This is a genomic window from Peribacillus alkalitolerans, assembly GCF_010882125.1.
In the GTDB taxonomy this organism is placed as follows: domain Bacteria; phylum Bacillota; class Bacilli; order Bacillales; family DSM-1321; genus Bacillus_BN; species Bacillus_BN alkalitolerans.
Window position 1 is genome coordinate 25599 of record NZ_JAAGVZ010000021.1, and the last position, 12825, is coordinate 38423.

Annotated in this window: 11 protein-coding genes; all 11 read right to left on the bottom strand. The window is 39.3% G+C overall.

Annotation, left to right across the window (positions count from 1 at the left end):
* Positions 1 to 7: 7 nt before the first annotated feature.
* Positions 8 to 1615 (bottom strand): putative polysaccharide biosynthesis protein, encoded by a 1608-nt coding sequence (locus tag G3O09_RS18385; protein ID WP_163102904.1) that lies wholly within the window; start codon positions 1613 to 1615, stop codon positions 8 to 10.
* 214 nt (positions 1616 to 1829) lie between these two features.
* Complete coding sequence (spoVT, locus tag G3O09_RS18390; protein WP_163102905.1) at positions 1830 to 2366, bottom strand: stage V sporulation protein T; 537 nt, start codon at positions 2364 to 2366, stop codon at positions 1830 to 1832.
* Between the two features lie 210 nt (positions 2367 to 2576).
* Positions 2577 to 6107 carry a transcription-repair coupling factor gene (gene mfd / locus G3O09_RS18395; protein WP_163102906.1) on the bottom strand — a complete coding sequence of 1177 codons (3531 nt, stop codon included), beginning with the start codon at positions 6105 to 6107 and terminating at the stop codon, positions 2577 to 2579.
* A 183-nt stretch (positions 6108 to 6290) separates the two neighbouring features.
* Positions 6291 to 6521, bottom strand: a complete 231-nt coding sequence (locus G3O09_RS18400; RefSeq protein ID WP_163102907.1) for an anti-sigma-F factor Fin — start codon at positions 6519 to 6521, stop codon at positions 6291 to 6293.
* 110 nt (positions 6522 to 6631) lie between these two features.
* The gene (gene pth, locus G3O09_RS18405; RefSeq protein WP_163102908.1) at positions 6632 to 7195 is read right to left on the bottom strand and encodes an aminoacyl-tRNA hydrolase; all 564 of its coding nucleotides are present in this window, start codon (positions 7193 to 7195) and stop codon (positions 6632 to 6634) included.
* Positions 7196 to 7380: 185 nt separating this feature from the next.
* Positions 7381 to 8019 carry a 50S ribosomal protein L25/general stress protein Ctc gene (locus G3O09_RS18410; protein WP_163102909.1) on the bottom strand — a complete coding sequence of 213 codons (639 nt, stop codon included), beginning with the start codon at positions 8017 to 8019 and terminating at the stop codon, positions 7381 to 7383.
* Positions 8020 to 8464: 445 nt separating this feature from the next.
* The gene (locus G3O09_RS18415) at positions 8465 to 9418 is read right to left on the bottom strand and encodes a ribose-phosphate diphosphokinase (RefSeq protein ID WP_163102910.1); all 954 of its coding nucleotides are present in this window, start codon (positions 9416 to 9418) and stop codon (positions 8465 to 8467) included.
* A gap of 17 nt (positions 9419 to 9435) precedes the next feature.
* A complete protein-coding gene (gene glmU / locus G3O09_RS18420) occupies positions 9436 to 10809 on the bottom strand; it encodes a bifunctional UDP-N-acetylglucosamine diphosphorylase/glucosamine-1-phosphate N-acetyltransferase GlmU (protein WP_163102911.1) in 1374 nt (457 codons plus the stop codon).
* Positions 10810 to 11059: 250 nt separating this feature from the next.
* Positions 11060 to 11362, bottom strand: a complete 303-nt coding sequence (gene spoVG / locus G3O09_RS18425) for a septation regulator SpoVG (protein WP_108672132.1) — start codon at positions 11360 to 11362, stop codon at positions 11060 to 11062.
* 219 nt (positions 11363 to 11581) lie between these two features.
* Positions 11582 to 11956 (bottom strand): 2-iminobutanoate/2-iminopropanoate deaminase, encoded by a 375-nt coding sequence (gene ridA, locus G3O09_RS18430; protein ID WP_163102912.1) that lies wholly within the window; start codon positions 11954 to 11956, stop codon positions 11582 to 11584.
* A 12-nt stretch (positions 11957 to 11968) separates the two neighbouring features.
* Positions 11969 to 12805, bottom strand: a complete 837-nt coding sequence (gene purR / locus G3O09_RS18435) for a pur operon repressor (protein WP_163102913.1) — start codon at positions 12803 to 12805, stop codon at positions 11969 to 11971.
* Between the last annotated feature and the right edge of the window lie 20 nt (positions 12806 to 12825).

A 12825-nucleotide genomic window follows, 5' to 3' on the forward strand; every position in this document is an offset into this window, starting at 1 on the left:
GCATAATTTAGGATCGTTTATTAGGAAGAAGTTTACTGAGTTTACTTCCTAGAGGTAATAAACTTAATTCATGTCTGGAAAATAGTCCAAAACGGATTATTACCCAAATATATATCGCTGCCCCTAGAGGAACACCGGTTAAAGCTTGCAACGCCGCAAAACCACGCTCCATTTCATCACCAATGAGAACAGTGAAGATAAACCTATGAAGAAGTAAAACTAATGACATAGAAACAATAGCAGTACCTATCAAAAGAATCGTTTTTGCCTTTAGTAGACTGACTCTGATTTCTCTTCGTAGAACTATAGCCAATATGAACGTCATCCATAAAAATGATAGCACTGTAGAATAAGAAGCGCCTAATATCCCGATTGAGGGAACAAAAAGATGCATCAACATCCATTTTATGATAATCCCCGATATCACTACTGTAACGGTTATATATGACCGCCCCATACTTTGTAAGATTGACGCGGTGGTCATAAAGATGGAACAGAACAAAATGGATATGGCCAACACACCAAGGGCAGTACTGCCTTTATCATCCATAAAAAGCATAATGTTTGTAGGCTTGATGATACAAATCAATCCTACCGTGGAAGCTGCACCTAACATTAGGTTCATCCGGAGGGAAAGCTCGACATAATGGTTCAACTCTTCCTCTTTTTTCTGGAGGCGAAATTGTGAAATCAAAGGAACGAGTGTCAAGGATAGTGAAGTAATCGCTACAGTCCCCAGCTGGATGAGAGGCTGTCCCCTGTCGAATACACCCTTCCATTGTTTCGCATGACTTTCTTTCATTCCATGATCAAGCAGCAAAGGGTATAACTCCAAAGCATCGACCAATTGAATAAGGACAAGAACTAAATTCGTAATGCAAAAAGAAACACCATGTATGACCAATAATTTTGCTGTCGTTAAGAAATTCAGTTTTATGCCTTCATAAGATAGTTTTGCCCAATCATTCCTAAACCAAAAAAGAGTCAACAAGATTAAGATGCTCATCAGTCCTCCGATAAGAGAACCAAATAATGCACCGGCACCAACCTCGTACAGCGAACGTCCTTGCGAAAATAACACAAATGAAAATAACAGGATACAGAACACCCTGACAAGCTGTTCACCCACTTGCGAATAGGCAGTGGGCAGCATGTCACCCATTCCTTGATAAAAACCCCTTAGAACAGAAATGGTTGGCAATAGCAAAAATGAAAATGAAATAATCCTAATCAACGGAGCAAGTGAGGGGTCACTCATCACTCCTGCAATCCCACCTGCACCGGCATAAAGAATGATAAATATACCGAATCCTATAAACCCTAATATGATATAAGCAGATAAAAGAAAAGACTTAATATCGAATCTGGTGGATTTCGATTGATTTTCTGCTATGATTTTCGAAATTACTACAGGAAACCCATATGTAGAAAGAATAAGAGCAATTGCATAAAACGGATAAACTTGCTGGTATATATAAAAACCGATATCGCCTGCAATATTTTGAAAAGGAATTCGATATCCTGCACTCAAAATTTTTGTCACTAATGCAGCCACTGTTAAAATAAAAGCACCATGTAGAAAATTCCTGGATAGATCGTCTGATTTAACCTTCATATTACACCTATTAATATTTCTTAGTATGTTTAACCCTTGCCTACCCTCAGAAGGCATTCCCACCCATTATAGCACAGCCATCTTTAGCTCGGGTGAAAGTACATGGAAACGGCTTCCATCTTTATTCCATTGAAAAAAGACAGCCACTAAAGCTGTCTTCTAATCTGTAATGAATAATCAAAGAGGGATTGAAAAATAATACCTAGTTGCTTGATTATGACTCCATTTGTCTTGCTAGGAATCCAGCTGCAGTTTCGACAGCTTTTCGTTCAACCTCTCCAACAGTGCCTTCTTTTGAGAAAATCACTACTGCTCCAATTGGGTCACCATTTGCAACAATTGGTCCAATTGTATAAGATTGCATATCTTCTTCGATGCTATCAACAAGAGCGTATTGGCCCTTTTGCGTTTCTAATGTTGAAGTACGTTCTTCCATTGTCTTTTCCACTAAATCACTGATGCTTTTATTTAAATAATCCTTTTTGGATCCACCTGCAACTGCAATGTAGGTATCTCGATCACATATTAATACTGGGTTTCCAAGACTATCATATAATGCTTCTGCATATTCTTTTGCAAAATCACTTAATTCACTGATTGGTGAATACTTTTTCAAAATTACTTCGCCATCACGATCGACGAAAATTTCTAATGGGTCACCTTCTCTGATTCGAAGGGTTCTGCGAATTTCTTTAGGAATGACAACTCGTCCTAAATCATCAATACGACGAACAATACCAGTTGCTTTCATCTTGTGTTGCCTCACTTTCATCTATTGGTTGGTGGTGGTGATAGAGAAATCTGTAATTTATCACCATTGTTAAACTTATTATCTTTTCATATGGAAACTTCTATACATATTGAAATATTTTTTCTTGTTTCCACACTATTTTCCCTAATTTCCGTAAGATGAAGAATCTGTGAATACAGGAAATTAAGCATAAAACTAATGAACAACTACCTAGTTAATCACTTTACCCTTTTTGGCATCTTGGACCCCTCGAATGAGCCCTTCTAAGATTGCCAACCATTCTTGGGCCTTCATACCCTTGGTAGTTAGAACCATTTTCAGTTTGGAGCCATCCATACCCAATCCAACTTTCCGGCCAAATTTGTTACTTACTTGGAAAATTTTCTGGCCATCTATTTCACTGGTAGTTTTTTCTGTGGTGAGAATCGTAATGTCCTGCTTAGATTGCTTTATGATCTCTATGCCTGATTCCAAAGCAAATACTTTTATTTGTGCAATCTGGAATAACAAGCTTACTTCCTCTGGATATTCGCCAAAACGGTCCACCAATTCTTCTTGTAGCTCCTCCAACTCTTCAATCGATGTGATACCCCTAAATCGTTTATACATTTCTATTTTTTGATGACCATCTGAAATATACAAATCAGGGATATATGCATCCACCTCCAAGTCTATTTCTAGCTTAGGCTTCGATTCAACCGGCTTATCTCCCATTTTTTCCTCAATTGCATCCTTTAACATTTGAGAATATAGGTCAAAACCTACAGAGTCGATAAATCCATGTTGTTCTGCCCCTAGAAGATTACCAGCTCCTCGAATGGATAAATCACGCATAGCGATTTTGAATCCTGAGCCTAATTCAGTGAATTCTTTAATTGCCTGTAGCCTTTTTTCCGCTACTTCAGTAAGTACTTTATCTCTACGATGTGTAAAATAGGCGTATGCGACTCGGTTCGATCGACCTACACGACCACGGAGCTGATAAAGCTGAGAAAGACCCATCTTGTCCGCGTCATGAACAATCAACGTATTTACGTTAGGTATATCGACACCTGTTTCAATGATGGTTGTACTGACGAGCACGTCGAATTCACCTTCCATGAATGCCAACATGACGGTCTCTAGTTCCTGCTCGGACATTTGACCGTGGGCATACGTCACACGTGCGTCCGGGACTAACATGGAAATTTCTTCTGCTTTTCTTGCTATATCTTCTACCCGGTTGTACAAGAAGTAAACCTGGCCATCTCGAGCTAACTCTCTTTCTATTGCTTCACGGGCCAAACCTCCGTTGTATTCCATAACATACGTTTGAACAGGGAAACGATTTTCTGGTGGTGTTTCAATAACGGATAGGTCACGGACTCCAAGCATGGACATATGTAAGGTTCGCGGGATTGGAGTAGCCGTCAGAGTCAATACATCTACATTTGCCTTTAAATGCTTGATTTTTTCCTTATGCGTTACACCAAATCGTTGTTCCTCGTCTATGATTAAAAGCCCTAAATCTCGATAAATGACATCTTTAGATAAAAGACGGTGAGTACCCACTACAATATCGACTGTGCCTGCTTTTACCCCTTTAAGTGTTTCAGTTTGCTGTTTCTTCGATCTGAATCTACTTAAGAGCCCAATATTGATTGGATAATCTTGAAAACGCTCACGAATGGTTTCATAATGCTGCTGTGCAAGGATGGTAGTAGGAACTAAGAAAGCTACTTGTTTACCATCTGCAATGGCCTTAAATGCAGCCCGTATAGCCACTTCTGTTTTCCCATAACCTACGTCTCCACAAAGCAAGCGGTCCATCGGTCTTTCCCGTTCCATATCAATCTTTATTTCATGGATAGAACGCAATTGATCCTCTGTCTCTTTATAAGGAAAAGCCGCTTCAAAATCTCTTTGCATTTCTCCATCTGGTGAAAAAGCATACCCTTTAGAAGCTTCACGTTCTGCATAAAGTTTAATTAAGTCATCTGCAATGTTCTGTACTGAAGATTGCACTTTGCTCTTCACGCGTTTCCAATCACTGCCACCCAGTTTATACATTTTAGGTTCTTTACCTTCAGAAGCTACATACTTCTGTACCAGGTCAATCTGATCCACCGGAACATACAGTTGATCCGTTCCTTGATAGCGGATATTTAAATAATCTTTATGAATTCCATTGATTTCAAGCGTTTCTATTCCTAAATACTTTCCAATCCCGTGGTTAACGTGAACTACGTAATCGCCGACCTTAAGCTCTGAGTAGCTTTTAATACGTTCGGCATTTGATAGTTTCTGTCTCCGGACCGTTTTTTTAGGACGTTTATTAAACAATTCCTGTTCTGTAACTATGGCAAGCTTATGCATAGGTAACTCAAAGCCACTTTGTAAACTCCCTACAGTGATTTGTAATTTACCCGGCAAGATTTCACTTGACTTGTTCAGTACAGCCGCTTCAATATCATAATCTGCCAATACACTCCGTAGCTTTGATATACGGTCTTCCTCTACTCCAAGTACAACGACAGCAAATTTCCCTTTTTTCCATCTTTCGGTTTCCGTTTTGAACACGTTCATTTGTCCGTGGAAGTTTTGCATCTGCTTACAGGTGAAATTAACAATGTTCTGTGGGCTTGTAAAAGGAACATGTCGTAAAAAGAGAGACATGTAAATATATTGGTGCCTGGACTTTGGCACCAAGTCTTGTAAATCGTGAGAGATTTTCACATCATGGACTATGGCCCCTTCTGCAAGAAGGCTCGTATACCATTCTGCCTCTTCTTTTTCCAAAGACTCCGCCATTTCTTGAATTCTACTGATCTCATCTAGGACCACGATTCCTTGAGAGGGTAAATAATCTAGCAAACTAGCAGGTTTTTCATAAGCTAAACTTAGATACTTATAAATTTGTTCTGGCCTTATTCCTGTGTTTAATTGCTCTAGCTCATAACTAATATTTTGCGCGAGCAACTCTTTGGATTTGTCTGTTTTCAGCTTTTTCAAGCTTGTACTAAGACCGGACTTTAGCTGATCAACAAGCTTTGTGATATGACTGTTATCCAGCAATAATTCTGTGGCAGGGCCAATGGAAACTGTGTTCAATTTTCCCATCGATTTTTGATCCTCTATGGAGAACGTACGGATCGAGTCAATCTCTGTATCAAACAATTCCATTCGGATGGGATTGGCCTCAGTTAATGGATAGATATCAATGATTCCACCCCTCATGCTGAATTCACCCGGTGATGTTACCATATCGCCACGATGGTATCCCATCTGAATAAATTGGTTCAGAAGTGATTCAGGGTCTACTTCATCACCAAGGGAGAAAGAAAGTTGATTTCCCATCCATACTTCTTTTGGAGGCAATAGTTTTCGAAAACCGCCCATGGGGACAAGGACTATTCCTTTATTATGTAATGACCAGTAATTTAACGCCTCAATTCGTTGAGAACGAAGCTCTGGACTGGCAATACTTAACTCTGCTGCAATCAACTCGTTGGCAGGATATATATAGACCTCGTCCTCTTCGACAAAGGTTAGCAAGTCTTCATATAATTTTTGGGCCTGAAGAAGATTATATGTAACGACCAAGATTGGTTTCTTCTTCTCCTTATAAAGGGAGGAGATTAGTAAGGACCTTGAAGAGCCGGATAGCCCCGCTACTAACTGCTCTTTTATTCCGCCATCCAACCCAGTCAATATTGATTGGATGTCATCATTGTTTGTGAAAATATGGTTTAACCCGTTCATATGAACCCCCTCTGTTTGATACTTGGCAAGAGCCTTTTTTCGCTTGAAGCTGCCTTAATTGAACTTCTAACTCCCTACTTACGACCCCTACATTGAACATCCTTTAGGCTGTCTAAAGATATTTATTAAAGTTTATAGTCAGAAATGGAAAAATGCTTTGGACCATAATCCAAAGCTTTTTTCCTATTGAATAAGATAATCGACACTATGTAAATCCGGATTTCGTTCGAATGCTTCTTGGCAATCGGAACAAATGGATTTTACATGGATATCACCGGTTGAGGTATATGTGATAAAGTCTTTTCTTTCCTCTTCATTGAGCATGTGAAAACCGAGCTGTTCCGAATTCACGATGCTTTGCTCAAGTTTCCCAAGACTTGTACCGCAATGCCTGCAAGAATAATGGAGAGCCATAGGAACCCCCTTTTTTGCATTTATTGCTTAGTATAAGCCGAAACCTATCCTTTTAATCATGGAGCTACAGAACTTTATCTAAACCTTGATATAATTCAATTTCTTTTATATTATGACCCATTGTGTCCATTCATTACTTGTAAGAAAGGCTGCTTTAACCAGTCTTCGCACGCCGCTTCGCATTTCTTAATGACATGCTCCATTTCGATCCATTCCTCTTCCATAAAACGGCCTAATACATAGTTAGATATTGGCATTGGATTGGATGGACGACCTATTCCGATACGAATACGATTAAATTCCTGGGTTCCAAGATGTGCAATCGTAGACTTTATACCATTATGGCCGCCAGCACTGCCCTTTTGACGTAAACGAATTTTCCCGACAGGCATATCTAAGTCATCGTATAGAACAACGATATTCTCTATGTCTTCTTTAAAATAATCCAGGACAGCCCCAATACTTTCTCCAGAAAGGTTCATATAGGTTAAAGGCTTCAAAAGTAATGCCCTTACACCATTCACATGTCCTACCCCATAAATTCCTTTATGCTTTGCTTGATCAAGCTCAATTCCCCAATTCTTTGAGAGGGCATCGATTACTTCAAACCCTATGTTATGTCTTGTTCTATCATATTGTTTACCTGGATTACCTAACCCGATAATGATTTTCATTTTTACACCTCAATCATAACTTCCATTCTTACTAATTCATCAATAATGTGGGATTTCCTTTTATGTATCCTTAAATATAAGACCATTTTCTAAAAATAGCAAAGGCGCAACCTATTGGCTACGCCTATTATAGCACGGCTCCTCCCTAGAGAAACCGTTCTGAGTAACTAGATATATTCGATTGTTTATTCTTCGGAAGCTGGCGTTTCCCTGCCTTCTTCATGATCAGGTACTCCTCCATCTTGTTGCTCTCCAGAATTAATCTCTTCCTCTTGTCTTGGAGGTAGGATGGACGCAATCGTTTCAGTTTCATCATGATTGATGTCAATTTTATACTGGTTCTTAATGTCGCCTACAGTAACCACTTCATTAACCTGTAAGTTCGACACGTCCACATCAATAGATTCTGGAATATCATTTGGTTTTGCCGTGATAGAAAGTTCATGTAGGGATTGTTGCATCACACCGCCGTCTTTCACACCTGCTGAATCACCTGTTAAGTTAATTCGTACGTTTGCAGTGATATCTGCGTTTAAATCCACTATAAAAAAGTCTGCATGGATAAACTCATTCTTCAAGCAATCGATTTGATAATCAGTCAACATGACGTTTTCAGAAGAACCATTTACATCTAACGTAATAATTCCGTTCCTGCCTACTTCTCTCATTGTTTTGGTTAATTCTAAACTATCAACAGAAATAGCTTTACTTTCTTTTTTACTACCGTACACGACTGCAGGAACATGACCTTTTGTTCTTAATTCACGTAATGAAGATCGACTCGACTTTGTTCTTTCCTGAGCTGCTAAAGCTGCTTGACCCATAATAAGACACCTTCCTCTTTTACAATTAAAATTGGAATACCCATACTATAAAAATTGCCCTATTATCGCAGCATCTAAACATGAAGAAAAAATTGGTAATCAATTGTTGTAACGTCATTCTAAATAAAAGGCTCTATTCCAATAGTTTATAAAGCTTGCCCGTTGATTTCCACTCCAGGTACTTGCTTTCCGCGGGGAGGGTGGGAGCCTTCTCTGCGTTACCGCCTGTGGGGTCTCCCACTTCCCTCTATTTCCCGCAGGACTTTGAATAAGCTTCCTCGAATAATCACCGCACGAAGGAAATGCGTATGCATTTTCGAGGAGGAAAGTGCCCTCCGCTACAATCAACTCAGATTATTAAAGTTAAATCACACTAAGAGAACACAGACTTTACGAAATCAGCCAAATAAAAAAGACTCGCCTAAAAAGGCAAGTCTTATAATAATCAATCAAATAATGTACTTACAGATTGCTCTTCGTGGACACGGATAATCGCTTCCCCGATCAATGGAGCAACAGAAAGTTCTTTAATTTTTTCAATTTTCTTCTCTTCAGGTAATGCAATGGAGTTTGTAACAACCAATTCTTTAATTTTAGAGTTTTGGATACGCTCAATTGCAGGACCAGATAATACCGGGTGAGTACAGCATGCATAAACTTCTTTTGCACCGTTTTCAACTAGTGCATTTGCAGCTAGTGTGATAGTTCCTGCCGTATCAATGATGTCATCGATTAGGATGGCAGTTTTTCCTTCAATGTTACCTACAATGTTCATAACCTCAGCAACATTTGGTCTAGGACGACGTTTATCAATGATAGCGATAGGAGCTTTTAGACGATCAGCCATTTTACGTGCACGTGTAACCCCACCGTGGTCTGGTGATACGATAACGATATCATTCAAGTCCTTATTTCTGAAGTAATCCGCTAAAATAGGAACACCCATTAAGTGATCGATCAAGATATCAAAGAAACCTTGGATTTGTGGAGCATGTAAATCAAGTGTAATAACGCGCATAGCACCCGCAGTTTCCAATAGATTGGCTACTAACTTAGCAGTGATAGGCTCACGAGCTCTAGCTTTACGATCTTGACGTGCATAGCCATAATACGGCATGACGATATTGATGGTTTTAGCAGAAGCACGTTTTAAAGCATCGATCATGATCAATAATTCCATTAAGTGTTCGTTGACAGGAAGGCTAGTAGACTGGATAACAAACACATCACAGCCACGGATGCTTTCTTCAATGTTAATTTGAATTTCCCCGTCAGCAAAACGCGTTACGGAACATTTCCCTAATTCTACTCCAATCACTTTTGCGATTTCTTCAGCAAGTCCTGGATTGGAATTTAACGAGAAAAGCTTTAAATTAGGGTCTAAATACTGATTTGACATGATGAACCTCCAATGGTTTATTTATTAAATTTTAAATTTTTAACATAATCCTCTTTGTTCACTTGTCTTGCACGGGCAACAGCTAAGGCTTCTCCTGGAACATCTTCCGTAATGGTTGAACCTGCTGCGATGTATGCTCCATCTCCCACGGAAACAGGGGCTACTAGGTTTGAGTTACATCCCACAAACACACCGTCACCGATTTTAGTTAAGTGCTTGTTCTTTCCATCATAGTTGACTGTAATGGATCCACAGCCAATGTTGACATCATTTCCTACTTCAGCATCGCCAATATAGCTTAAATGAGAAGCTTTACTCCCTTTACCAAAGACAGCCTTTTTTATCTCGACAAAGTTCCCAATCTTTACTTCATCAGAAATTTGTGAAGCTGGTCGAATATGGGCAAAAGGTCCAATCGCGACATCAGAGCCGACTTCACTGTCATGAGCAACAGATTGACGAATAACAGTGCGATCACCAATGATACAGTTTTTAATTTCTGAATGTGGACCAATCATAGCTTCACTGCCAATTTTGCTTCCAACACCAATTATTGAGCCTGGATAGATAATAGTATCTGTTCCAATTACTACGTCAGCCTCTATATATGTGTTTTCAGGATCAATAATCGTGACGCCATTTCTCATATGCTGCTCATTGATGCGGCGCTTCATAGTACGTTCAGCTTGTGAAAGAGCCACTCGATCGTTGACTCCTAATGTTTCTTCGAAATCATCCGTTTGATAAGCAGATACGATTTCACCTTTTGATTTTAAAATCTCTATCACATCAGGAAGATAATATTCACCTTGAACATTATCGTTCGAAACATTTTTCAACGCGGCAAATAGCGCTTCATTATCAAAGCAATATGTGCCTGTATTGATTTCCTTAACCAGTTTCTCTTCTTCACTAGCATCTTTATGCTCGACAATCTTTTCAACAAAGCCTTCTGTGTTTCTAATGATTCTTCCATAGCCTGTAGGATCTTCTACGTAAGCTGTCAAAACAGAACCTTTTGCGCCTTGTTCCTCATGTTGTCTGATCAATGCTTCCATTGTTTCAGCCTTAATCAGCGGAGTATCTCCACATATGATAAGCGTTGTTCCTTTTTTACCTGCTAATAGGTTCTCTGCCTGCATCACTGCATGCGCAGTCCCTAACTGCTGTTCTTGTAAAGCATATTTACTTCTATTACCTAGTTGAGCTTGTACCTTTTCAGCTCCATGTCCAATAATCGTAACGATTTCTTCTATATGAAGGGATGAAACATGGTCAATAACGTGCTGTACCATTGGCTTACCGCATACTGAATGCAATACTTTATATAGTTTTGATTTCATTCGAGTACCTTGTCCAGCAGCCAAGATTACTGCAAAGCGATTATTCATAACACGCCTCCGTTTACCTTTTTATCCATCTAAAAATATATCTTAAAAACAGAAGGTTTTCAAGGAAACAAAGATATGTACATATATTTGTCAGAACAATGCCTTTTTTTGGAGGTGTTATTTTGGTATGTATGTATAAAAAAAGGATAATTTTCAAAGTAAAAATGTTTAACGAGGTTATTCTGGGGAAAATAAAAAAGAGCCGTACTATGAAGTAGGCTCCTGGTGTTGTATTAAGTATGAGGATGAATTAAGATGCTCCTGCTTCTTCTAATTCAACTTCTTCGATACCTTCAAGTTCACCAAGGCGGTGGTATTCTGCCAATACTGCGTCTTGGATCTTACCGCGGGTAGAAGAATTAATAGGATGAGCAATGTCACGGAACTCTCCATCAGGAGTGCGTTTGCTAGGCATTGCTACAAAAAGGCCATTATTACCATCGATCACACGGATGTCATGTACGACAAACTCATTGTCTAAAGTAATAGAGGCAATGGCTCTCATTCGACCTTCCGTATTCACGCGGCGTAATCTTACGTCAGTTACTTCCATTCTGTTCACCACCTTTTCCCTAAATAACAACTTGAGTAGAATAATTCAACACATTCATTCCTTTTTCCTTCTTCTTAATGAAATTATTTCAAAAAATTTTTAAAATATTTAAAAAATATAAATATTTCCCCCTGAACCTCTAGAATCCTAAGACGAAATAGTGTTTTTCCCCTATAAATAAAAAAACACCCGTGAATAATTCACGAGTGTTAGCTTCCCTTATTTCACCAGAGCAACCACTTCAATTTCTACTAGTGCGTCTTTTGGTAATCTTGCCACTTCAACACATGAACGTGCTGGCTTATGAGTAGAAAAATATTGACCATAAACTTCATTCACAGCAGCAAAATCATTCATGTCCTTAATAAAGACTGTTGCCTTAACGACTGTCTCAAAAGAAGCTCCTGCCTCCAATAAGACTGCATTTAGATTCTTAAAGACTTGATGCGTTTGTTCTGTGATATCACCCTCAACCATTATCCCTTCAGCTGTTAAAGGGATTTGACCTGAGCTATAAAACAAATTATTAACGACAATCCCTTGACAGTAAGGACCTATAGCAGCAGGCGCCTGATTTGTTTGGATGGCTTTCATGAGAGTTCCCCCTTAGTAAATGGTTTCTTTTGATTTTTCAAAATAATTCCCAGCTTGAACAGAAATCTTCTTTTCCCTAGTATCCACTTCAGACAATTTCAATAAAGATATATATTCCTTAACTAAACGTTCCTCTGTATCCTCTGACTCGATGAGTACAGCGATTCCGCTTACCACAGCGTCAAACTCTTCTAACAGGCTTACCATTCCGTTAATCGTGCCGCCAGCTTTCATGAAGTCATCTACTACCAATACCTTGGAACCAACGGCAAGACTTCGTTTTGAAAGTAACATAGTCTGGATTCTTTTTGATGAACCAGAAATATAATTGATACTAACCGTCGAACCTTCCGTCACCTTATTGTCTCTTCTTACAATCACAACCGGAACATTTAGGTGATTGGCAACAGCATAGGCGATAGGAATCCCTTTAGTAGCCATCGTCATGATGACATCAATTTGCTTTCCTGAATAGGCTGAAGCAATTAGACGTCCGACTCTATTTACAAATTGCGGATCGCCTAAAATATCAGTCATATACAAATAGCCACCTGGAAGAAGGCGTTCTGGCTTTTCCATCACTTCGCACATTTCACCAATGAAGCGTTCTGCCTCTTCCTTGTTGATGTTGACGATATATTTAACTCCACCCGCGGCCCCAGGAACAGTCACAAGGGTTCCGATTCCCCTTTGTTCAAACGTTTCCTTGATGATGGTCAAGTCTTCACTGATGGAAGACTTTGCAGATCCATACCGATCGGCAAAAAATGTGAGCGGCACTAGCTGACTTGGATGCTCTAACATATAGTTGGTCATATCCACTAATCTCTCGCTACGACGAAACTTCAAAGCAGAAAACCTCCTTCAAA

Coding starts and splice junctions, on each gene's coding strand:
- G3O09_RS18385 (WP_163102904.1), bottom strand. CDS start 1,615: ATGAAGGTTAAATCAGACGATCTATCCAGGAATTTTCTACATGGTGCT.
- spoVT (WP_163102905.1), bottom strand. CDS start 2,366: ATGAAAGCAACTGGTATTGTTCGTCGTATTGATGATTTAGGACGAGTT.
- mfd (WP_163102906.1), bottom strand. CDS start 6,107: ATGAACGGGTTAAACCATATTTTCACAAACAATGATGACATCCAATCA.
- G3O09_RS18400 (WP_163102907.1), bottom strand. CDS start 6,521: ATGGCTCTCCATTATTCTTGCAGGCATTGCGGTACAAGTCTTGGGAAA.
- pth (WP_163102908.1), bottom strand. CDS start 7,195: ATGAAAATCATTATCGGGTTAGGTAATCCAGGTAAACAATATGATAGA.
- G3O09_RS18410 (WP_163102909.1), bottom strand. CDS start 8,019: ATGGGTCAAGCAGCTTTAGCAGCTCAGGAAAGAACAAAGTCGAGTCGA.
- G3O09_RS18415 (WP_163102910.1), bottom strand. CDS start 9,418: ATGTCAAATCAGTATTTAGACCCTAATTTAAAGCTTTTCTCGTTAAAT.
- glmU (WP_163102911.1), bottom strand. CDS start 10,809: ATGAATAATCGCTTTGCAGTAATCTTGGCTGCTGGACAAGGTACTCGA.
- spoVG (WP_108672132.1), bottom strand. CDS start 11,362: ATGGAAGTAACTGACGTAAGATTACGCCGCGTGAATACGGAAGGTCGA.
- ridA (WP_163102912.1), bottom strand. CDS start 11,956: ATGAAAGCCATCCAAACAAATCAGGCGCCTGCTGCTATAGGTCCTTAC.